Annotated in this window: 23 protein-coding genes and 1 pseudogene; 13 read left to right on the top strand and 11 right to left on the bottom strand. The window is 43.1% G+C overall.

Translation table 11 applies throughout. From position 1 onward, the window contains the following. Positions 1 to 29: 29 nt before the first annotated feature. The 4 genes from pqqC to ACS8FA_RS21385 are packed head-to-tail and all read left to right on the top strand — an operon-like array spanning position 30 to position 3,302. Positions 30 to 788, top strand: coding sequence for a pyrroloquinoline-quinone synthase PqqC (pqqC, locus tag ACS8FA_RS21400; RefSeq protein WP_102078380.1), 759 nt, complete (start codon positions 30 to 32; stop codon positions 786 to 788). After that, positions 785 to 1,081 carry a pyrroloquinoline quinone biosynthesis peptide chaperone PqqD gene (pqqD, locus tag ACS8FA_RS21395; RefSeq protein ID WP_114699971.1) on the top strand — a complete coding sequence of 99 codons (297 nt, stop codon included), beginning with the start codon at positions 785 to 787 and terminating at the stop codon, positions 1,079 to 1,081. Before pqqC ends, pqqD begins: the two co-directional genes overlap by 4 nt. After that, the gene (pqqE, locus tag ACS8FA_RS21390; protein WP_439265252.1) at positions 1,078 to 2,250 is read left to right on the top strand and encodes a pyrroloquinoline quinone biosynthesis protein PqqE; all 1,173 of its coding nucleotides are present in this window, start codon (positions 1,078 to 1,080) and stop codon (positions 2,248 to 2,250) included. The genes pqqD and pqqE overlap by 4 nt, the downstream gene beginning before the upstream one ends. Further along, the gene (locus ACS8FA_RS21385) at positions 2,247 to 3,302 is read left to right on the top strand and encodes a dipeptidase (protein WP_439265250.1); all 1,056 of its coding nucleotides are present in this window, start codon (positions 2,247 to 2,249) and stop codon (positions 3,300 to 3,302) included. The genes pqqE and ACS8FA_RS21385 overlap by 4 nt, the downstream gene beginning before the upstream one ends. Before the next feature lie 131 nt (positions 3,303 to 3,433). On the opposite strand, the gene ACS8FA_RS21380 is transcribed toward ACS8FA_RS21385, so the two are convergent. Next, positions 3,434 to 4,348 (bottom strand): LysR family transcriptional regulator, encoded by a 915-nt coding sequence (locus tag ACS8FA_RS21380; RefSeq protein WP_439265248.1) that lies wholly within the window; start codon positions 4,346 to 4,348, stop codon positions 3,434 to 3,436. Between the two features lie 175 nt (positions 4,349 to 4,523). Here ACS8FA_RS21380 and ACS8FA_RS21375 point away from each other — a divergent pair, with 175 nt between their 5' ends. Then, positions 4,524 to 5,498: a hypothetical protein gene (locus tag ACS8FA_RS21375; protein ID WP_439265246.1), complete on the top strand. Its 975-nt coding sequence runs from the start codon at positions 4,524 to 4,526 to the stop codon at positions 5,496 to 5,498. Between the two features lie 160 nt (positions 5,499 to 5,658). After that, positions 5,659 to 5,922, top strand: a pseudogene (locus ACS8FA_RS21370) (heparan-alpha-glucosaminide N-acetyltransferase domain-containing protein); the annotation flags it as partial. A gap of 208 nt (positions 5,923 to 6,130) precedes the next feature. On the opposite strand, the gene ACS8FA_RS21365 reads toward ACS8FA_RS21370, so the two are convergent. Beyond that, on the bottom strand, positions 6,131 to 7,000 hold the full coding sequence (locus ACS8FA_RS21365) for a DMT family transporter (protein WP_439265244.1): 870 nt from the start codon (positions 6,998 to 7,000) through the stop codon (positions 6,131 to 6,133). A 131-nt stretch (positions 7,001 to 7,131) separates the two neighbouring features. On the opposite strand from ACS8FA_RS21365, the gene ACS8FA_RS21360 reads away from it, so the two are divergent. Further along, a complete protein-coding gene (locus ACS8FA_RS21360; RefSeq protein ID WP_439265242.1) occupies positions 7,132 to 8,022 on the top strand; it encodes a LysR family transcriptional regulator in 891 nt (296 codons plus the stop codon). A gap of 122 nt (positions 8,023 to 8,144) precedes the next feature. Beyond that, positions 8,145 to 8,891 (top strand): carbon-nitrogen hydrolase family protein, encoded by a 747-nt coding sequence (locus tag ACS8FA_RS21355; RefSeq protein ID WP_439265240.1) that lies wholly within the window; start codon positions 8,145 to 8,147, stop codon positions 8,889 to 8,891. A gap of 171 nt (positions 8,892 to 9,062) precedes the next feature. On the opposite strand, the gene ACS8FA_RS21350 is transcribed toward ACS8FA_RS21355, so the two are convergent. Together ACS8FA_RS21350 and ACS8FA_RS21345 are read right to left on the bottom strand one after the other, a co-directional pair. Further along, positions 9,063 to 9,650: a 2-hydroxychromene-2-carboxylate isomerase gene (locus ACS8FA_RS21350; RefSeq protein WP_439265238.1), complete on the bottom strand. Its 588-nt coding sequence runs from the start codon at positions 9,648 to 9,650 to the stop codon at positions 9,063 to 9,065. Between the two features lie 65 nt (positions 9,651 to 9,715). Continuing rightward, complete coding sequence (locus tag ACS8FA_RS21345) at positions 9,716 to 10,444, bottom strand: SDR family oxidoreductase (RefSeq protein ID WP_201569070.1); 729 nt, start codon at positions 10,442 to 10,444, stop codon at positions 9,716 to 9,718. Positions 10,445 to 10,546: 102 nt separating this feature from the next. On the opposite strand from ACS8FA_RS21345, the gene ACS8FA_RS21340 reads away from it, so the two are divergent. Further along, on the top strand, positions 10,547 to 11,020 hold the full coding sequence (locus ACS8FA_RS21340; RefSeq protein WP_191115303.1) for a winged helix-turn-helix transcriptional regulator: 474 nt from the start codon (positions 10,547 to 10,549) through the stop codon (positions 11,018 to 11,020). Between the two features lie 79 nt (positions 11,021 to 11,099). Beyond that, complete coding sequence (locus ACS8FA_RS21335; protein ID WP_201606654.1) at positions 11,100 to 11,267, top strand: zinc-binding dehydrogenase; 168 nt, start codon at positions 11,100 to 11,102, stop codon at positions 11,265 to 11,267. Positions 11,268 to 11,433: 166 nt separating this feature from the next. On the opposite strand, the gene ACS8FA_RS21330 is transcribed toward ACS8FA_RS21335, so the two are convergent. From ACS8FA_RS21330 to ACS8FA_RS21320, 3 genes are all read right to left on the bottom strand, one after another. Next, the gene (locus ACS8FA_RS21330; protein WP_238070068.1) at positions 11,434 to 11,739 is read right to left on the bottom strand and encodes a putative quinol monooxygenase; all 306 of its coding nucleotides are present in this window, start codon (positions 11,737 to 11,739) and stop codon (positions 11,434 to 11,436) included. Positions 11,740 to 11,831: 92 nt separating this feature from the next. Beyond that, on the bottom strand, positions 11,832 to 12,881 hold the full coding sequence (locus ACS8FA_RS21325) for a zinc-binding alcohol dehydrogenase family protein (RefSeq protein WP_439265275.1): 1,050 nt from the start codon (positions 12,879 to 12,881) through the stop codon (positions 11,832 to 11,834). Between the two features lie 298 nt (positions 12,882 to 13,179). Continuing rightward, complete coding sequence (locus ACS8FA_RS21320) at positions 13,180 to 14,043, bottom strand: SDR family NAD(P)-dependent oxidoreductase (protein ID WP_439265234.1); 864 nt, start codon at positions 14,041 to 14,043, stop codon at positions 13,180 to 13,182. A 227-nt stretch (positions 14,044 to 14,270) separates the two neighbouring features. On the opposite strand from ACS8FA_RS21320, the gene ACS8FA_RS21315 reads away from it, so the two are divergent. After that, complete coding sequence (locus ACS8FA_RS21315; protein ID WP_439265232.1) at positions 14,271 to 14,543, top strand: type II toxin-antitoxin system HicB family antitoxin; 273 nt, start codon at positions 14,271 to 14,273, stop codon at positions 14,541 to 14,543. Between the two features lie 133 nt (positions 14,544 to 14,676). Here ACS8FA_RS21315 and ACS8FA_RS21310 read toward each other — a convergent pair whose 3' ends face one another. Further along, positions 14,677 to 15,858: an MFS transporter gene (locus ACS8FA_RS21310; protein ID WP_439265230.1), complete on the bottom strand. Its 1,182-nt coding sequence runs from the start codon at positions 15,856 to 15,858 to the stop codon at positions 14,677 to 14,679. A gap of 265 nt (positions 15,859 to 16,123) precedes the next feature. On the opposite strand from ACS8FA_RS21310, the gene ACS8FA_RS21305 reads away from it, so the two are divergent. After that, positions 16,124 to 17,503 carry an aminotransferase-like domain-containing protein gene (locus ACS8FA_RS21305; RefSeq protein WP_439265228.1) on the top strand — a complete coding sequence of 460 codons (1,380 nt, stop codon included), beginning with the start codon at positions 16,124 to 16,126 and terminating at the stop codon, positions 17,501 to 17,503. A 255-nt stretch (positions 17,504 to 17,758) separates the two neighbouring features. Then, positions 17,759 to 18,724, top strand: coding sequence for an EamA family transporter (locus ACS8FA_RS21300; protein WP_439265226.1), 966 nt, complete (start codon positions 17,759 to 17,761; stop codon positions 18,722 to 18,724). 65 nt (positions 18,725 to 18,789) lie between these two features. Here the strand turns inward: ACS8FA_RS21300 and ACS8FA_RS21295 are convergent, their stop codons facing one another. The 3 genes from ACS8FA_RS21295 to ACS8FA_RS21285 all read right to left on the bottom strand — a co-directional run bounded on the left by ACS8FA_RS21295 (position 18,790) and on the right by ACS8FA_RS21285 (position 22,397). Continuing rightward, on the bottom strand, positions 18,790 to 19,917 hold the full coding sequence (locus tag ACS8FA_RS21295) for a M14 family metallopeptidase (RefSeq protein ID WP_439265224.1): 1,128 nt from the start codon (positions 19,915 to 19,917) through the stop codon (positions 18,790 to 18,792). 208 nt (positions 19,918 to 20,125) lie between these two features. Further along, positions 20,126 to 21,673, bottom strand: coding sequence for an ATP-binding protein (locus ACS8FA_RS21290; protein ID WP_439265222.1), 1,548 nt, complete (start codon positions 21,671 to 21,673; stop codon positions 20,126 to 20,128). A gap of 1 nt (position 21,674) precedes the next feature. Beyond that, entirely contained in the window at positions 21,675 to 22,397 is a 723-nt protein-coding gene (locus tag ACS8FA_RS21285; protein ID WP_439265220.1) for a heavy metal response regulator transcription factor, read from the bottom strand. Between the last annotated feature and the right edge of the window lie 48 nt (positions 22,398 to 22,445).

The following is a 22,445-nucleotide window of genomic DNA, read 5'->3' as shown; positions in this document are numbered from 1 at the left end:
GCAAAGATAGCAATCGTAAGGTGAGAACAATGCAAGAAGAAAACACAGCGCTAAGCCCAGAAGCGTTTGAACAAGCGATTATGGCAAAAGGTCAGTATTATCATATTTACCATCCCTTTCATATCATGATGCATGAAGGCAAAGCGACCCAGCAGCAGATCCAAGCATGGGTCGCTAACCGTTTTTATTATCAGATCAATATCCCATTGAAAGATGCAGCTATTATGGCAAACTGTCCTGATCAGCGCGTACGTCAAGAATGGATTCAGCGTATGATTGATCAAGATGGCGTATATCCTGATGGCGGCGGTCGTGAAGCATGGTTGGGTCTGGCAGAGGCAGTTGGTTTGACTCGTGAGCAAGTGATTTCTGAAGAGCTGGTGCTACCGGGTGTGCGTTTTGCCGTGGATGCTTATGTGAACTTTGCGCGTCGGACATCATGGCGAGAAGCGGCGAGTAGCTCACTGACCGAGCTGTTTGCTCCGCAGATTCATCAGTCGCGTTTAGAGTCTTGGCCCAAGCACTACCCTTGGATAAAGGAGCAAGGCTATACCTATTTCCGCTCGCGCCTCAGCCAAGCTCGCCGCGATGTTGAGCATGGTCTGACCATCACACTCGACTCATTCAAAACAGCCGAGCAACAAGAGCGTATGCTTGAGATCCTACAGTTTAAGCTCGATATCTTATGGACAATCTTGGATGCCTTGAGCTTGGCCTATGTGCATAACCAAGCCCCTTACCAAAGCGTTACCACTGACAATGTCTGGCATAAAGGATTGTTCAAATGAGTATACCTGCTAGTTTACCTGAGCTGGATCAATCCATCGTACCGGCATGGCGTCATGGCTATCGCTTTCAGTTTGAGCCAGCGCAAAACGCCTATGTCTTACTCTACCCTGAAGGCATGATTAAGCTCAATGACAGTGCCAGCATCATTGGGCAACATATTGATGGTCAAGCGTCCATTGCTGATATTATCCAAAAGGTACAGGCTATGTTTGGTGATATTCCCGAAATCGAACAAGACATCATTGAATATATGCTGGTCGCCCAGCGTGAACATTGGATTGATTTAGTATGACTGCGCCAGTCGGGCTACCGCTATGGCTGCTTGCTGAGCTGACCTATCGCTGCCCCTTACAATGCCCTTATTGCTCAAACCCTATCGATTACGCTCAGTATAAAGAGGAGCTAACGACAGAGGAATGGTTTGATGTGTTTGATCAGGCGCGGCAAATGGGCGCGGTGCAGCTTGGTTTTTCTGGCGGTGAACCACTGGTTCGTCAAGACCTAGAAGAACTGGTCGCTTATGCGCACAATCAAGGTTTTTATACTAACTTGATCACGTCGGGTATGGGGCTTACTGAGGTTAGAATTGCGCGTTTAAAAGAAGCAGGTCTTCAGCATATTCAAATTAGCTTTCAAGCCAGTGATCCAACGGTCAACAATGCCTTGGCAGGCTCGAAACATGCCTTTGAACAAAAGTATGAGATGTCACGTCTGGTTAAGCAATACGACTATCCGATGGTGCTCAATTTTGTCATTCATCGGCAAAACATCGATCAGATTGACCAGATTATTGACCTCTGCTTAGAGCTGGAAGCCGACACGGTCGAGCTGGCTATTTGTCAGTTTTACGGTTGGGCATTTGAGAATATAGAGGGTTTGCTACCAACCAAAGCGCAAGTGGTCCGAGCTGAACGCATTACCAATGAATACCGCAAGCAGATTGAAGAACGTAGTATCAAATGCAAACTTATTTTTGTGGTGCCTGATTATTATGAAGAACGTCCAAAGCCCTGTATGGATGGCTGGGGTAAAATCTTCTTGACCGTTGCACCTGATGGCACCGCCCTACCTTGCCATGCTGCCAGACAAATGCCAATACAGTTTCCTAATGTACGACATACACCACTGTCAGATATTTGGTATGAATCTGCGAGCTTCAATCAGTTTCGCGGTGATGACTGGATGCCCGACATCTGTCAAAGCTGCCCAGACAAAGAGCGCGATTATGGCGGCTGCCGTTGCCAAGCGTTTATGCTGACTGGGGACGCCAAAAACGCCGATCCTGTCTGTGGTAAATCGCCTTATCACTACCTGATTGAGGAGGCGCGTATCAACAGCGAGACGCCTGTACCTTTTGAAGAGTTGCGCTTTCGTAATCCAAAAAATTCTAAAACACTGAGTAACAAGCAGCTGAATAAAGACAAACTGATTCCTACTCGTATGGTGACAGGTGAAATATGAATGCTAATACTAAGCCTGTCATATTTGATGGACATAATGATCTGTTGACTCGCCTTTGGCTAAGTTCAGCTGCCGATCCGGTACATGATTTTATTTATGGCACGTTACCGGGACATTTAGACTTACAACGTTGCAAAGATGCGAATTGGATAGGCGGATTATTTTCCATTTTCTTACCACCTTACGCTTATGTGAAAAACAACCATCCTGATAAACTAGCCAACCCATCAAATTCAGATTTTACACCGCAACAAATCGTCGATATCTGCTGCGCACAATTGAAACTAGCCCAGCAACTACAGGCAAGATCTGACGGTCAGATTCAGATTTGCACCTCATTAAAACAAATCCAAGCCTGTCAACAGAATAAGCAACTGGCCATTGTATTGCATTTGGAAGGTGCTGAGTTTTTAGCCATACAGCCTGACCTGCTTGATATGTTTTATGAGGCAGGCCTCAGAAGCATTGGCCCACTATGGAATAGAAAGAGTCTCTTCGGTGATGGCTTAAATGCGTCCTTTCCGCACTCTCCAGATACGGGATCTGGTCTTACCGCTCAAGGCAAAGCGCTTGTTTTGGCCTGTCATGACAAGCAGATGCTGATCGATGTTTCGCATATGAATGAACACGCTTTTTGGGATACGCTAGAGATTGCCTGCCAGCCTATTGTTGCAACACACTCCAATTCGCATGCTCTCTGTCAGCAAGCACGGAACTTGACCGATAAACAGCTAGCTGCTATTAAACAAAGCGATGGTATGGTTGGGGTGAATTTTGATGTGGCGTTTCTTCGTGCAGATGGGCAACGTAATACGCAAACCTCGCTTGATGTGATTGTCAACCATCTTGATTATTTGATCGACCATCTAGGCGAAGATCATGTTGGTTTTGGCTCTGATTTTGATGGTTGTCTACTACCTGATGAGTTATTTGATATCAGTCAAATCTCTATGTTGATTGAGCGAATGCAACAACGTCACTTCTCAAACCAACTTATTGAAAAGGTGACGTCAAAAAACTGGTTTACAGTGCTTGATAAGATATGGCAATAGTTAAAAGAGTCATCAAGCAATCACCGTATAGGGATTGCTGTTTTTATTGTCTGATTAAACATATTTCATGCAAAGAAATGGAATATGAATCATATAAAACTAATCAAACAGGGTAACCATCAGTTTTCGTTTTACCTTAATACCTGCTCTACCCGTTCAATCAAGTATTCTTTGACCGCATTAAACAATGGATCGATTAAGCGCCGTTCTGGGCAAATCAAATATAGTGGATAGTTGGCCACTTGCCAGCCGTCCAACTCTACCTCGACAAGTCTCCCTGCCTTTAAATCAGCGGCTATATCTAACTGAGATTTTAATGCGATGCCTTTACCAACCACTGCCCAGCGGTGCACAACGTCACCGTCTTTACTTCTACGATTCCCATCCACTGCCACACGTTTAGTCTTTCCCGCTTTCTCAAAGGTCCACTCGCTCAAATACTTTTCATCATGACCCAAACGTAAGCAGTTATGCTGCGACAAATCTTCCGGCATTTTTGGGATACCGATATCCTTATCCATTTTGCTCAAGTACTCCTTTGACGCACACAGTATAGGGCGATTATTCAATACAATAGGTAATGCGACCAGTGATGAATCTTTGGGTGCGCCGTAACGTAGTGCCAAATCAATCTGCTGACCGTACAAGTCCACATAGCTGTCTGACATATGTAGCTGCACCGTCACTTTTGGGTGAATGTCTATAAAATCGTCCAACCAAGGCAAAATTAGGTTTCGTCCCAAATCTGATGATGCCGACAGCCGAATGGTACCCGTCAGCTCAGCATCATTGTCATGCAGTCCTGCATAAGCATTGTCCAAAATAGCCACCGCATCTCGGCAATGCTTTAAGTATTGTTCACCCTTGCTAGTCAAACGCAGCCTACGAGTAGAGCGAACAAATAATACCGTCTCAATTTCCGCTTCTAATCGCTTGACCGCTGCACTCACAACTGCAGGCGACAGATCTAAGTGCCGAGCACAGGCAGATAGGCTGCCTAAGCGAGCGGTCTCAATAAAAATACGTAAATCCTGCAAATTTTTCATCGTCATGCCTTCGTTCAATTAGCGTCTAACTTAGCAACCACCATCGCTTGCTGCTGCTAGCCTCATCATTATATAAAAATTATTGAAACTGTTTCTCTAAACCTACTGATTATCAAAATCATTAATTATAGTAGCATGCACCTATAACGTTTACTCACACATTTGGAGATACACGATGGATACTATAATACGGCCTACGAGCACACAGGACACTCAACACTATAGCGACCATGATGGAGATACTCAACAGAGCGCACTACAGCAGGCACGCAACTTACCACTACCGTCAAAATCAGATATGCTGAGACGTGCAGCATCGGTAGAGCATTTCTGGCATCAAAACAGCCAGTTACTAGAGCAAGCGTGGGCAGAATGGGAAACCACTGAGCATGACTTGCCTGTACTTGATGACTCATTATTTGATCCAACTCTACGTGATGCAGTGACGCAAGCATGGCGCACTCCTTCTACGGAGACGGCTGTTAAAAACTTATGGCAAGAGATACTACCTGACGTATACCAAGGGCAACTCTTTGACCCAGCACAACTATCAACGCTGCGCCGTTATCTGCAAGCAATCGCAGACGCTAACATTCCTATACGTCCTCCTTACGGTATCGCATTGAACAGTAATGGGGCTATGCTAGATGCGCGCTCGTCAGGCTATTTGGCCACCCCTAATTTTCAGGCGTTTTATCATAGAGTCATGAATCAATATATGCGCCCTATCGCTCGGTTGTTATTTGCCAATGTTTATGGCTATGACACTCAGACCTTTGGGTTCTCAATTCAATACCAGCCGACAGGCGACACATCGCTACAACTTCATACTGATGCTTCAGCAGTGACTATGAATATTAACCTAAATCTGCCAGGCGAAGACTTTACTGGATCAGAAGTTGACTTTGTCGATCGCCATTTAGGGCAAACCAAACGTGCCATTTTTAAACCTGGCATAGCGATTATTCATAGAGGCTCGGTGCCTCATGCCGCACATCCAATCACCAGTGGCAAACGTACCAATATGGTGCTTTGGCTATATGGCGATAATATGCAAGTACCACGAGGAGTTGGGCTTAATAGTCATATTGATGCCAATCAACGTTGGACTGATACGCACAGTCAGCCTGATAATTTCGCGCCGTTTTAACAGCGGTACGCTATCGTTAGGTCAGACACAGCATAAAAAGTTAAGACAAGCATAAACATCCAAATCAGTGAGCACCTCTGCGAAAATGCGTACTTAAATCAGTAGTAGCTAATAATTGATATGTTATAATGTTTCGTTTTGACTATACAAAGGCTATTGTATGGCGACACCTTTTCAACGGTTGCAAGCGATCGACGCACTTCGAGGGCTTGTGATGCTCATCATGATGGTGGATCATGTTCGAGAGACCTTTTACTTACACCATCAAGTTCCTGATCCAATGCTGATACCAGGAACGGATGAACCACTATTTTTCAGCCGAATGATTGCCCATTTATGTGCGCCTGTCTTTGTGTTACTGACGGGACTGTCTGCTTATTTGTACCAACACAAACACAATAGTATTCAAATGACCCGCGAATTTTGGTGGTGTATCAAAAAGTATGCTAGCGATAAAAGTCAATAAGAAATCTATGCTAAGTTCCCTGATTCTATAGGGCTTTAAAGGCTTCAAAAATTGTTCGAATTTTAATCAGCATACTTTTTGATACACCACCAACACACGAATTCATGACATAAAGTCATGCTAATATTATGACGCTTTCCTTATCTGTTCTCTATGTTTCAAAACGCTATAAGGCTGTTCTTTTATATTTAATAGACTCAAGCGTGGCGAGCCAAATTAAAGGTAAGACAATAAGAGCCGAACCTATCAAAAGACTGATATCCGGTATTTCATCAAACCATACGATGCCGATAACCACTGCTCCTAACAGACCGGTATATTCTGCACTAGATATTTTATGTGCTTCTACCGCTCGGTAAACCAGCACGCAGATACCCGCATAAATCAAAATAAACAGATTTGAGCCTGCTGCTATCCATAGCGCGTACCAACTCAAAGGGGCATTTTCCCAAATAGCCAAACTAAGCCCCAACGGTATTCCGACTAAATTGGTCAAAAACAAGGTCTGAGCAACTGTGTGATTCGAAGGTAATTTTCGCACTAGTAGGTTGTTCGTCGCCATCGTTAAGGCCACGATCAACGCAAATATAGCACCCATATTAATTTGCGTTGGTTTTACCACGACAAGAATACCTATGAAGCCTAGTATTGCCACAATGATGCTTGGTGCTGTAAGTCTGTCTTTATAAAACAAAAACCCTAACGGCAACATCAGTAAAGGCGCAGTATAAAAAATCGCATTGACCGTGGCTAGCGGTAGCGCTTGGATAGACAACACCATAAATACCGCGCCAAACAACCAAATATGCCCACGTACAAAATGCCATTTTACGTGACTAAGTAGCTTGGCTTTTTGGTTGAATAAACAAAACGGTAGCAGCATCAAGACAGCTGTTAGCTGACGCAATAGCACAAACTGATAGACCGCTGCGCCATCTGGCAACTCTTTTATCAGCGCATCCGAAAGGACTGCAATCATGTTTCCTGCAACCAATAGTAACATTGCAAATCCAACACTCATCTTCGGCATTATCATGCTTATACCTATCTCAAAATACATAAAATTTTAAATTAAGCCATTTAATCTAATGGTCAGATAAATAGTATATTCGCGTATACTCATGACGTATAATGATATAAAAACGTTTAGTATTAGTTGAACTCATAATGAAACTCCCCCCATTACGTGCCATACAATGCTTTGAATCTGTAGCAAGGCTTAATAGTTTTTCTAAGGCAGCAGAAAGCCTCAACGTGACGCAAAGTGCCGTGAGTCATCAGGTTCGAACGCTTGAAGAATATCTTGGTGAAGCGTTGTTTTATAGGCAGGGCCGAACCCTTTCTTTAACAGATATAGGCGAGCGTTATTTCACAGAAGTAAATCAATCGCTGACGGCTCTGTCCAATACCAGTCAGGCCATTCGAAATGACCAGCCTGGGCATATTCGCCTAGCACTGTATAGTTCAGTGGCTGTCAATTGGTTGATTCCTCGGTTAGAAAACTTCCGCGAACAGCACCCAGAGATTGAGCTGACCTTAAATATGGTGACAGACCAAGACGACTATAATGAGCAGTGTTCGGATTGCTTTATTACCGTCAATCCACCGAAACGCAATGTAGTCAGCAAGCTTTTATTCGCTGAGAAGCTATTTCCTGTCTGTGGCCAAAAACTTTGGGCGGAAATAAAGGATCAGCCATTGCCTGAGGCGTTATGGCAACACCCTATACTGTCCGTAAAATATTCTGACAAAAGTGAAGGTACGGCTAATGATTGGCTAAAATGGTGTAAAGCAGGCGGGTTTGAGCTGCCAAGCGAGGTAAAGATTAATCAATTTAGCCATGTACTGCTTGCCGCACAGGCTGCACGTTATAACTTAGGTATTACGCTTACCGACAACTATATGATGCTAGAACAAACACATCAGCAAAATCTTGTCAAAATCCCAATGCATGAATTACTCACTGGCGACAGTTTCTATTTCTTTTATAATGACTTAAAGTCAAATCAACCAGACATCATTAAATTGAGTCGTTGGTTAGAGTCACAATGTCTTTAAAAGTGTTTTAAATAGCATTTTAAATAAGTGTTTCTAAAGACCGTCATTAACGAATATTACCTATAATTGCGACCAATAAGCACTGTGAAAGTATCAACCCCCTACGGTAAAGAGCAAGACCTATGCAAATAATCCTCAATCAAATGGATATTACCGATTATCAAGTATCAGTAAATGTTGCTGCGATATTAAAATCAATCCATGACAATCAAGCCTGCGATGGCTTTATGATTTTTCCAGAACTTGCTTTGACTGGCTTTCCGACGCTAGACAATATTGAAGCGTTGTATCATCAATCAACAGAGCACTTTCACAGCATATTGAAAGCAAGCAAAAATACAGATTCAACCATCATTATTGGACATATTGACAAACAGGATCAACTTTTCTATAACGCATGTTCTTTTATAAAAAACGGCAAAATCATTCATAAACACCGAAAGTCAAAACTTTGGCTTGATGATGTTGGGGTATTTACAAGCGGAGAAGACTTATCAGTGGTTAGCATTAATGATATGGTTTGTGGTGCTCAGATTTGTTTTGAGCTAGAGTTTCCAGAAGGCTCAAGAGCACTGGCAAAAAAAGGCGCACAGATCATATTTATGCCAAACGGCAATATGTCTCCCTATGCAAATACCCACTATGTATTGACTCAAGCGCGTGCCATTGAAAACCAATGTTTTGTGATTACTTGCAACGGTGTGGGCGTCGGTCATGGCGGTCAGTTTGTAGGAGAGAGTCTAGTGGTCTCTCCTACAGGACGAATTATCAAAAAACTTGGTTCGTCGCCAGATATAGTAACAGTAGATATAGATTTAGAGGAACTAGAGCAGTCTAAGCAAAACTATCAATATATAGACTTGTCTTAATGTAACCATAGAGCTTAATCATTAAACTGAGTGGTAAGGTTATTTTCTGGAGAAACCACAGTGAAGAAAAATCACGGTTACTTATCGCGGCTGATGTCTGGTGGATTGAAAGCCAATGGACTATCGTTGAGCTAGTACAGTGCAATCTATATATCCTATGACTTACTATTCTCAGTCTCTCAAAGCATCTTCAACAAAGCTCAACCGGTCTTGACCAAAAAACATCTCACCATTTACAAAGAAACTTGGTGCCCCAAATACGCCTCGTGCTACTGCTTCTTCGGTACTAGATTTTAAACGCGCCTTGACCTCAGGCTCACTAATACGCGCCATAAAATCAGTCGCCTCAATGCCTACTTTCGACAAAACTTCAGCCACGACTTCTGGTGATTCCATATTTAACTTTTCAGCCCATAGCGCATTGAAGATAGCGGACAAATAACTCTCAAATTTAGGTGTCCCCAAATAGGCGGTAACACCGCGCATAAGCTGCATCGTATTGACTGGGAGAAACGGATTGAAGCGAAAAGGCACGTCATAGATGGCTGAAAAACGCTTAAGGTCTTTGAGCATATAAGCGCCTTTAGCAGGTACGGCAGCTGGTGAGGTGTTACCAACGGCTTGGAACACTGCGCCAAGTAATATAGGTCGCCAAACGATCTCGGCATTGTGACGCTGCGCAATACTCGCTAACTGTGTCCATGCCAAATAACTGGCCGGGCTGCCCACATCAAAGAAAAACTCTACTTGTTTATTCATCTTGGCATTCCTTGCAATATGTTAAAAATCCATTAAAAATTTTGACGGTTATTAACCAGATAAGATTAAAAAGTCTCCATCCATGGGCGTAAATCCAGCTCATGTGTCCAGCTATCTCTTGGCTGACAATGCAACTGCCAATACTGCTCAGCGATATGTTCTGGATTTAAAATACCGTCTTGGTCTTTTAGCTCATAGCGCTCGGGAAAGTTGTCACGAATAAAGTCAGTATCAATGGCACCGTCAATAATAGGGTGTGCGACATGGATGCCTTTAGGCCCCAACTCGCGCGCCATGCTTTGTGCCAATGCCCGCAGAGCAAACTTAGCGCTCGCAAAAGCCGAAAAACCTTTACTACCGCGTAAAGACGCTGTTGCACCTGTAAAAATAATTGTCCCCCTCTCACGTGGAATCATGACTTTTGCTGCTTCTCTACCTGTCAAAAACCCAGCCAAGGCACCCATCTCCCACACTTTTCGATAGACCCTCTCTGTCGTATCTAAGATTGAGAAATGAACGTTTGCCCCGATGTTAAACACTACTACTTCAATCGGCCCAATGTCTTTTTCAATATGGGCAAACAGCTCAACCATTTCTTGTTCTACACGCGCATCACAACCAAATGGCTTGACTACTCCCCCAGCCGCTTCGATATCACTGACTAATGTCTCTAGCTTCTCAACAGTCCTTCTGGTCACGCACAAAGTAAAACCTTCTCGCGCAAAACGTTTGGCAACAGCGCTGCCAGTGGCATCGCCTGCGCCGATTACAACTGCTACGGGTGCTCTGTTCATGTCTATTTCCTTATAGGTTCCTTTTTAGAACTAACAAAAATATAGCTTTATTTTTATACCCTGTCAAGCTAACCTATAGCTTAAAGATAAAGGAGATAACCTATGCGCTGGGATGAACTGGACCAACAGTCTTGCTCGGTGGCTCGCACTTTAGCAGTCATTGGTGATCGTTGGACGCTCATGATTTTACGCGATTGTTTTTTGGGAGTCAGACGATTCGACGTATTTGAGCAACGCTTGGGCATTACACGCCATGTCCTATCTAACCGTCTTCGTAAATTGGTTGAATACGATATTTTAAAAAAAGTCGCCTATCAGCAGCGGCCGCTACGTGAGGAATATAGACTGACAGAGTGTGGATTAGATTTGCACTCTGTCGTACTGGCATTGGTCAGTTGGGGTGATAAACACATGGCTGATGAACGCGGGGCACCGCTGTTGCATAGACACAAGGCATGTGGTCACATTATGCATCCGGTGACAGTATGCTCCGAGTGCGCTGAAGCCGTTACCGCACGTGATATTGAGGTTGAAATAGGTCCCAAATGGATCGGTAATGATGAAGTAAGTATTTAACTTAGTAGCGGTTTATAAGCCATTAGAGCTAGATATCAGAACACTTTATTTAAAAGACTTAACCTTTTACGGTTGTACTGTGCTTCAGCCTAAAGTATTCCGAACCCTCGTTAACTGTATCGAACAACGTAAAATAAATCCAATCGTGGCGTGTACTTTTCCATTAAAAGAGATACATACTGCTCAAGCGGTTTTCTTAGAAAAGAAACATGTCGGTAAAATCGTTTTGAACGTTGCTCAAGAATAATCATCGATCAATAGCAAATAAATAGCGTATGAATGGTTTTGAATATTTTATTCAAAGCCATTCATATCTAAATCAATAAACGCTGTTTTGAAGTATAAAAGTCAATCTTATCAGTCATGACTTTCAACCATTTATTTTATCGTCAGCAGCAGAATATAGATCAAACCTATGAGATAACTGTCATTTCAGTGACGACAAACTCATCGACCATCCCATCTGTTACTTGTACATAATTTTGGAAATGCGGGCTTTGTACATGTTGCTGAAGACACTCGTTGTTTTCCCAAATCTCATAAACAACGAAACCGTTACTATTTGCATTTTCTTGATGCAAGTCATATTGGATACAACCTTGATCATCTTGTGATGCTGCTGTCAGTTTAAGTAGCTCAGTTTTGACTTGTTCAACGTGCTCAGGTTTGGCTTTGATAGTGGCGATGATGGTAAGTGGTTTGTTTGCTTGCGTGCTCATCTATTTATCCTATGTTTATTATTATCATTGATTTAAATAGGTCTAACGTGTCTGCTAAAAGCGTCACATTGGACCTATTAATCTAAATGGCGTTATGCAGACCAGCCTTCTAATACAATCTTGCCATGCGCTTGCTGTTTTTCTAGCATTTGGTGCGCACTACGTAGATGTTCAGCGGTGATAGCCCCAAGATTGTAAGCGACCGTGGTTTTGATCTCGCCTGCATCAATCAATTTTGCCACCGCATTTAATAAATAATGCTGTTCAATCATGTCTGGCGTATTGAACATTGAGCGTGCAAACATAAACTCCCAATGCAGGCTTAAGCTTTTGGTTTTAAGAGGATTGGCATCTAGTGATTTTGGATCATCAATCAGTCCAAGCTTACCCTGCGGCTTTAAGCATTTAATGATTTCTTCATAATGATCCTCAGTGTTATTGAGACTCACCACGTAGTCTACTTCAGCAATACCTGTTTTTTGTAGTTCATCAGACAATGGGTTGCGGTGATTGATAACATGATCAGCACCCAAATCTTTGAGCCACTGCACGCTCTTATCTCTCGAAGCCGTACCGATAATCGTGGCAGATGTTCTTGTTTTTAATAACTGAGTTAAGATAGATCCAACGCCGCCCGCTGCGCCAATGACCAATACTGAGACGTTATTAGCATTCTCACTACTACCACTGTCATTCGCTGCGCTACCAGAGACAGGCACTTGTAAACGGTCAAATAACATCTCCCAAGCCGTAATCGTCGTCAGTGGTAATGCCGCTGCCTCAGCGAAAGACAAAGAGGCTGGCATGTGCCCAACGATACGCTCGTCGACCAACTGATATTCAGCATTGCTGCCTGAACGGGTCAAATCTCCAGCATAGTAGACGTTGTCGCCTACTGAGAATAAACTGACGTCTTCACCGACAGCCGTCACAGTACCAGCAGCATCCCAACCCATAACAGCATACTCACCCTCTGCAGCAGGACGCCCTTCACGGATTTTGTAATCTACTGGATTGACTGATATGGCTTTTACTTCTACGAGAATATCGCGGCCTGAAGCAACTGGTTTATCAAGGGTGATGTCTTGTAGCGATTGTTCGTTATCGATAGGTAGATTGTTTTGATAACCAATAGCTTTAATAGTTTGCATAATATTGTGTCCTGTTTTTAATGAAAAATTTTTTAATAATAAAATTTGAAAATGTAGTTAGGGCGTGTCTTCAATTCACTCGATAGTTATCTAAATGGGCTAAAAATAGCTAAATTTTGCCAAACATCGTCAAATCGCTGGTTAATATCCCGATATTATCTGCACTATTTTCCTCGCTTGACGGCAATTTATCTCATTTTTATCACCATTTTTGAAATGAAGACACGCCCTAGTAATGGTTTAATTTTTCGAAATTTATTGATGCTGCTAAATGCAAATTTTATGCATCTTATGCAAAAATTGACTGCAATACTGTCTGAGTCTGCTGCTCAAGCTCTGCAATGGCTGCTTGGTTTAAAGCATCAGCATGTGGTCGACCAAACGCCCCTCTTGCATCGCCATGTGCGCCATCTTTTATATCGTTATCAAAGTATTTACCAGTATCGTTAGCGAACTCATCCGAGATGGCCAACTCGGTTAGGATGTTTGCGCCTTTGTCTGCGGATGACCAATGCTGACCATACGCTTCGTTGGCCATTTTTGTGTTCAGTAGCGAGCCTGGATTGACGGCAATGACATTGATATCGTTGCTAGCGACGGTGTCAGCTAATGCCATACTCCACATCGTGAGTGCCAGCTTACTTTGGGCATAAGCATCTTTATCATCGAGACGGGTTTGACCTGCAAGTGCTTGATAAGATATTGACGCTTGCGCAGCTGAGCTTAAGTTCACAATACGCGCTTTATCAGACTGCTTGAGCAAAGGCAACAAAGCATTGGTCAGCTCATAAGGCGCTAGGTAATTGACTACGAAACGTACATCCAAACCGTCTTTCGTCATTGCTGATGCCGTGGTATAAATCCCTGCATTATTTATGAGCACATCAAGCTTGGTCAGTTTTTCATTGACGTCTGCTGCCATCTTTAGCACATCCGTTAGATCAGAAAAATCAGCCACAAACCCATCAATATTATCTACTGCTGCGCCTGTCGCGACTGCTCGAACTTCTGCAATGACGCTAGCAAGCTTGTCAGCATCGCGGCCATGCAAGTACACTTGGTGTCCAGCTTCTGCCAGTTTTAGCGCTGCCAATTTGCCAATGCCATCTGTGCTGCCAGTGATTAAAATCGTTTTAGTGGTATTCAGAGTCATAAACCGCCCTTATTGTTTGAATTATTGTTTCAGTTTTGGATACCTGTTCTATTTTATCCGTCGTGATAGCGTCCATTGTAATGAAAGTGTTGTGCTTCAAACAGTAGTCATCACCTAAAACACTTTCAATATAATTTTGAAAGTGAGTTATATTTAAGGGGTTATGTAGAGCATTATCTAAACAATTTGCAGTTATACTTAGGTTCAAACTTCATGAGGAATGTTAAATGCAGTATCCCATAGCAATTGCGCCAAGTAATGAAACAACAGCTTATGGCATATTTATCCCAGACATAGTGGGTTGCTATTCAGCCAGCGATGAACGTGCAGATATCTTTAATAATGCTAAAGAAGCGATTATGCTCCATCTAAAAGGATTAATAGAAGATGGCGAAGCAATTCCTCTACCTACCGATAGTACTAGACATAAAGATAATCTAGATTTTGAAAGAATGGATTGGGCAGTAGTAGATATTCAGATACATGAGCTATATGAATGACATCAAAGAACCACTCATGCCTTTCAGATATAATAAATAAACTAAAAAAATTCATATAACAAAAAGGACAAGTAATCTAATCATGAAAAAAATGAAAAGATAATGAATAGAAAACTGCATTATCAATCTTATTTTAAGACAGGCTATGCAGATTGGCGTTCGAATGACGTCCAGTTCTCAATATAGGCTGGCTAGCAAATAAGACAATCACACCAACTAATGAAAACACACCAAAGGCGTAGAACGCAGTAGCAGCACCATACCTATCCACAATCAAACCAGTAAAGATGACGGGTACACTAAGCCCTATATATGCCATCAGAAAATAGCCTGCACTTGCACGTGCCTGCTCATTTCCAGCAGATTTTGCGACTCCTAGCATACCGCCCAAGTAGACAAAGCCATAGCAACTCGTACTGGCCAAAAATGCAGCCAAAAGAATCACTGGAAGATTGGCATTCAACGTCCCCCAAGCCAATAAAGCATAAGCTGGTAGTAAGATCAGAAGACCAAGCTTGCTTGAAACTTGAGGGTCAAGTTTTCGGGCGATTGGCTGAACGATCAATCCACAACTGATGGCTAACATAGAGGATACCCCTGCATACTTAGCCAGTCCATGCGTGGCCAGCACTGAGGGAATAACTGATAATACCAATCCTGTCGTCGCCCAACAAATCAAAATACCGCTGCCATACCAAATGACCTCACGGTTAAAATAAGGTAGCCGTAGCATAGAGGTGGGCAAATTAGTGCGTTTAGGTGCTGTCTCTGGTAATTGATATAACAAAAACATAGCGAACAGCCCACTCGCTAGCAGTAAGAAAAAACTGGCTGGCTGATCGGTTTCATAAAACATCAAAGAAACTGTCGTCAATACAGGGCCAAGACCAAAACCTATCGTTGTACTGGCCGTTACCCACGCTGTCGCACGCATCGTATCTGTTGAGCCGAGCAGCTCAATCATATAGGCAGTCGCCGTAGCAGCCATCAGAGCAGTTCCCACACCCAGTACGAATCGCGCTACTGCTAGCGCTCGCGTGTACGGATAAAACAACATAAGAGCCGTTGCTGCTACCGATAGTGCCAAAGAGATTAAAATCACCTTACGTCGTCCGATCCGATCCGACAACCCACCGAAAGCTAATAATACAGGTATGACGCCTAATACATAAAAGGAAAACGCTATCGTAGTTGCTAGTACACCATAGCCATCATTGTGTGCATAGACGGCATAAAGTGGGCCTTGGATATTGACACTTGTCGTTATCACGCATAAGGCAAAGGCCAGATATTTATTATATTTTTTAGTGGTCATATATCGCTGCTTGTTGAATAATAATCGCTGAATTGACTGAGGTTAGTGTGATTCACAATAGAATCACACCTACCTCCACATCGTTTACGTTCAATGATTAAAACAAAAGCACAGCAGGTTATCTATATACAATCCAGTACAATTAGACAGAACTGTTTGGACTATAAAACCCATACAGTTGGGATATCCTACCCATATATTGTCCTAGCTATAACCTTAAGATAAAACCTTCACAAAATTCGCCTTACCAAAAATTGTAAAAAATATGAATAAGAAGCTAACACGTATCGAAGTTGTCATGGCTGACGTAAAAGAGAAAATAGCGACCGTTATCTACATGCCAGAGTCGCGGCTACCATCTGTCCGTGCTGCTGCCAAAGATTATGGGTTCTCGCCATCTACCGTGGTTGAAGCCTATGAGCGCCTGCAAACTGAGGGCTTTATTTACTCTCGGCCTGGTGCAGGGTTCTATGTGGCAGAGACGACAGCGCCGCTATCATTGACAGATATAGCACCAAAAATTGATCGAGTGGTAGATCCATTGTGGGTATCGCGGCAGTCGCTGGAGCCACCCGATGGTGCACTAAAGCCAGGCTGCGGCTGGTTGCCAGCGGACTGGCTGTTTGAGGCAGGTATGCGCCGTGGTCTGCGAAATGTGGCCAAGGCTGATGCGTCTATTATCAGTGAGTATGCAACGCCGCTAGGACTGTTAGCATTGCGTCAACTACTCACGCGGCGTATGGCAGGATTGAGTATCAATGCAGAACCGTCACAGGTCATATTGACGGATTCAGGCACTCAGGCGATAGATTTGATTTTTCGATTTTTACTGACACCAGGTGATACAGTTGTCGTCGATGATCCTTGTTATTTTAACTTTCGAGCACAGCTGCTTGCCCATCGAGTCAAAGTGGTTGGTGTCCCTTATACGCCAAATGGGCCAAATGTAGATGCCTTTGCAGCGATTTTAGATGAGCATAGGCCGCGCCTATACATCACCAATGCTGCCATTCACAATCCTACGGGCGCAACGTTATCACCTGCTACGGCATACCGTGTATTACAATTGGCTCAGGCGGCTGGCTTGTACATTATAGAAGACGATATTTTTGCAGATTTTGAAGTCAAGCCTGCAGCGAGATTGGCGGCTTTGGATGGGTTGTCACGAGTATTCTATATCGGCAGTTTTTCTAAAACGTTATCCGCATCCCTACGCTGTGGTTATATCGCAGCGCCTACAGAATGGGTCGAGAGCTTGGTAGATTTAAAGATAGCGACTGGCTTTGGTGGCAGTCAGTTAGCAGCGGCGGTTGTGTTCTCAGCGTTGACTGATAGCGGCTACCGTAAGCATATGAATGATATCCATACTCGGCTGGCAAGCGCACGTACTCATACGCTACCACGATTGGCTAAATTAGGCATCGTACCGTGGCTGCTCCCACAAGCAGGTATGTTCCTATGGTGCCGATTACCTGAGAATAATAATGCGACCGAATTGGCCAATCGCTGTTTATCCAAAGGTGTGGTATTGGCGCCGGGCAACGTTTTTAGCCAATCAGACAATGCTGAGAACTTTATGCGGTTCAATGTGGCGCAGATGAGTCATTCAAAAGTTTTCGAGGTATTGGCTCAATCGTTAGACTAACCAATCAGAGACTTATATAGTCATTCCACTATAAAAGTATTACAGCGTTAACCTCGCTTGAAGTATCAAATGTACATCTATACTCGGTTGCCTTGTACTACTTTTAAATTGAATCGACTATAGTGCTAGTACCGTCCTATTATATAGTGACCTTTCGACTATAATTCTAAGCCTAAATATCAACCAAACATAAGCCGAACACAATTAAATCTAACCACTCCCGACAACGGATACTATTTCTCTAGGATAGCTCATATGTCCCCTATATATACTGCATTGGCTGTACTGGTTACTTTTATCTGGGGCGTGAATTTTACTTTTATTGCGTGGGGTCTTGAGAGCTTTCCGCCATTGATGCTTACTGCTCTGCGTTTTTTCTTTACTGCTGTGCCTCTGGTTTTATTTCTAAAGCCGCCTAAATTCAACCGTACCCTGTTTATTTATGCCATCGGTACATTTGTCATGCAGTACGCCTTTGTATTTACAGCAATGCATCTGGGTTCATCCCCGGGGCTGACGGCACTACTGCTACAAATTCAGATTTTTATTACGGTATTGCTAGCGTACTTTATATTGGGTGAAGCAGTCAGCCGTATGCAAATCGTCGGTATGTTGGTCGGTGTGCTAGGACTCAGCGTGATTGCGCTAAACCTTGGCGGTGATATGCCTTTGGCAGGGTTCATCTGTATTTTGATTGCGGCCATCGGTTGGAGCTTTGGTAACATTGCATCCAAGCAAGCCTCCAAGCAAGCATCAAAACAGGCCTCAGAAAAAGCTACCCTACAAGAGACGCAGCAAGGAACAAGGGTATCTGTTGCTACATCTAGCACTGGAAAAAATAAAGCCTCTGCTCTGTCTGCGCTAGCGCTGGTCGTCTGGGGCGGTCTCATTGCTTGCGTGATGTTAACGATATCTTCTCTTACATTTGAGACTGATGCATGGCAGCTGGAGACGTTTACTGAAGCATCGCTCAAGTCTTGGCTCTCACTTGGGTTTATCGTCTATATCTCAACCTTAATTGGCTTTGGCCTGTGGGCACACTTACTCAGTCAAAATACCGCGTCCAAGGTTATGCCGTTTGCGCTATTGGTGCCCGTATTCGGTATGGTGACTTCAGTACTACTCACAGGAGAAGTAGTGACTTGGTGGAAAATGCTGGCCATGATGTTGATCTTATCAGGCCTGTTATTGGCAAATGTGAAAATGAAAAAAAGCTGCTAACGATGACCACTAAAACACTTGGCCATCATTAGCAGCTTTTTATTTTCTGCAGATTTTTTATATAGTTATCGTAAATCATTCACGACAGCTAACATTGCTATCAGTGATGCTTCGCCTAATTTGATAGAACGCTCGGGTGACCAACCCATCTCCTCATCGGGTAGATTATCATTGTCTTTGAATGGCATCTCTAACGTATTAGCAAGACAATCAAAACGCTCTGCTACCCAATTGGTGGCAACGGTCATATTGGCAGCACCTGGTGCATCAATCTCATAGCCAATCTCAGACTGAAAATCAGCACTGGCTAACTTTAATACCTCTGAAAATCTATCACGTAGTCCAGCAAGACGGTCACTGTAGCTTGGCGTCCCTTGTGACCCAGCAAGGAATACGTACGGCAATGCTTCATCGCCATGCACATCGTAAAATAGATCCACGCCCGTCGCTTCCATTTTATTAATCACATGAAACACTTCAGGGCTTTTGTCTAAGCTTGGACTTTGCCATTCACGGTTTAAATTGGTTCCGACAGCGTTAGTACGCAAGTGTCCACGTACACTGCCATCAGGGTTCATGTTAGGGACAATATAAAAGTTTGCCTTGTCCAATAACTGTTTGCCAGTCGCATTATCGCTATCTAACAAGCTATACAACAAACCCTCAATGAGCCATTCAGCCATCGTCTCACCTGGATGCTGACGAGCAGTAATCCATATATTGCGCTTGTGAGCAGCACCGTCACCTATTTTAACTAGGGTCAAGTCACGTTTATCAAGCGTTTCGCCTAGATGCTCTAACGTCACTAGCGGATGCACTTGCACAGCGGCCAATAAATCTTGATGACGCTCATAGCTATAAGGCGCAAAATAAGCAATTTGAATGGTTTCGCATTCTAACTCTGCCACGATGGTCAATTTGCCATCTTTGTAAGAGGTTGGCAGACGGAACCAATGCTGACGATCATAAGAAGCCACCGCTTGGTAGTTCTCCCACCCTTCTAGATAAGACGCCTCTCCTGCATTCAGAATATTGAGAACATACTGCTCCCCTATTTGACCTGACAAACGAAAGTTAAACCACTGAAAAAACTCGCCGCCAACATCTGGACGAATCGCTAATTGAATGTCTTTTTTGTTGTCTGCATTAATAATGTCAATGTTGCCTGCATCAAAATTAGCTGTGATATGCATAGTCATTCCCTAATTGATTTTTATGATTGTGTTTTAAGTATTATGTTCGTTATCGACTTACTGTTCTACCTATTGCCTTGTAATAATCTCTAGCTTTATATTGGGCACTAGACATACATTTACTTGGTCATTATCAGCTCGTTTTCAAGGCAATAACCTATCAAATCTATCTGTTCAGGTTGAATATTTAGCGTTGACTACTAAAAGATTAAACCTCTGCTAATAACTCGACACTTACTTGAAAGTAATCATCGTCTTTTATAGTAATACTGACGTTACCGTTATGCGCCCCAACGATAGACTGTACGATAGATAGACCCAAACCTGTTCCTGTGTGGCGATCTATTGTTTTATGATGTCGATAGAAGCGCTCAAACAACTTATCTGCCTCACTTTGTGTCAATGGCTCATCTAATTGGTTAGTGATGGTCATTCGTAAAATAGCTTGTTTTGATTGTTGAAGACTGCTTATTGTTGTACCCACCATCTCATCTGAGTTTACTCTATCTGCACTAATGGTTATAACGCTATCTTGAGCAGCATAATAAATCGCATTTGATATCAGGTTAGCAAAGAGCCTTTGTAATAAACTTTTATCCCCTAAGACAGCGCTAAACTCACCTTTGGTCTCAATAGCGATACCTCTGTCTTCTGCAATCATTTCGTAGTAATCAATGAGCTTGGTGATTAAATTGTCCGTATCCACATGACTGATTTGCGAGTCACTCAATCCTTTTTGGGTTTTTGCCAGCAGCAACATATTATTTATCATGGCCGACAGCTGCTCTAACGTGTCATGTTGATGGTGTAGCTGCTCAATGTATTCATCGCCCGCTCTTGGTTTCTTTAACATGACTTGCGTTTGCGTGCTGAGTGTCGCTATTGGAGTGCGCAGCTCATGGGCGATATTGTCTGAAAACCGAGACAAAGACTCAAAATTACTTTCAAGCTTGGCCATCATTGAGTTGTAAGATTCTGCTAGTGGTCGCAGCTCTAACGGCATATCACTGACCGTGACTCTGTCATCCAATCTGTCAGGATTCATTGTTTTCATTTTTTGGACGATGGTCGCCAAAGGTGCAAAACCCCAGTACACGCCCAATGCCGCTACTGATACGAGCAACAAGGTAATCGCGAACAAAATCATACTAAGCTGACGATTGAACTGTAATAAATACTGATGATGCACATCTATAGGCAATGCGATAAGCGCGAGCATTTTGTCGTCTTCAATGACCATTGCTCGATAGTATCGGCTATTGATATTCATCACAAACTGTTGCTTATCATTATCTTGTTTCAGTGATGACAGATTAAACCCCTCTCCTAGCTCTTGAGCAAAGTTATTGGGGGTACTAGACAGTATCTGCCCTTCTTTATTAGCGATAATGGTTTTTAGATCGTAATCTAGCCAAGAAGAATGCTGATGATCAACTTCATCTGATATCACTGCGGTAGAAGTATCTCCATCAGGCATTACGTCAGGTGCCGCTCTTAGCGACTGTTGATTATTCAATAGATTTTGAGAGCTTGGTAGGGTTTGGGAAGTTATAGGGCTACTAGGTTCTATCACTCGTTTACGTAGATTAAAAGCCGCATGAGTCATAATTTCAGCGTCCATTTGCTCGAAATGGCCTTTAACAGAACGCTGTATCCATATATAAATGATAACCTGTGATATAACAACAAATATTGTGAGCAATAGCACAGTACGCCATAATAGTGGCAAGCGCCGATTATCAAACCTATATTTCATATTAGACATTGCCAGCTTCGTGAGATGGTTTGCTATCAAGCGCTGTATCGACAGCCTCTAACCGATAGCCCATCCCGCGCACCGTATGAATCAGCTTTGCGTCATGATCATCGTCTATTTTTATACGAAGACGCCTTATCGCCACATCAATCACATTGGTATCATTTTCAAAGTTCATATCCCATACTTGGGAAGCGATGATTGAGCGTGGAAGCACTTCACCGCGGCGCTCTAATAAAAACTGTAGTAAGGAAAACTCTTTTGCCGTGAGCTTAATAGGCGTATCTCCTCTATGCACCGTGCGCTTGCCAATGTCCATCTTGAGATCCGCTATTTGCATAATCGTACTTTGATAGTCGGCTTGATTGGCACGTCGTAATAAGCTTTTCATCCTGACGATCAATTCTGCAAAGGCAAAAGGTTTGGTCAAATAATCATCGCCACCAATCTCAATCCCTTTTATCTTGTCACTTAAGTCATCTTTTGCGGTTAGAAATAGCACAGGCGTATGCTTGCCTGCCGCTCGGTAATTACGCACCAGCTCAAAGCCACTAACATCAGGCAGCATCACATCCATCAATATCACGCTAAATTCTTCCGTCATCAATGCATGGTAGCCATCTAGTCCTGTTAGCTGATGATCCACGATAAACCCAGCTTCGGTTAAGCCCTTTTTTATATACTCGCCAAGCTTCAATTCATCTTCTACCAGCAGTACTTTCATTGTAATTCCTCAATACGGTCATGATTGTTTAACGTTCTAACCAGCACA

This window comes from Psychrobacter sp. 1Y1 (assembly GCF_051847395.2).
Taxonomy (GTDB): Bacteria; Pseudomonadota; Gammaproteobacteria; order Pseudomonadales; family Moraxellaceae; genus Psychrobacter.
The sequence above is the reverse complement of the archived record's forward strand: the minus strand, read 5'-3'. Positions and strand labels throughout refer to the sequence as shown.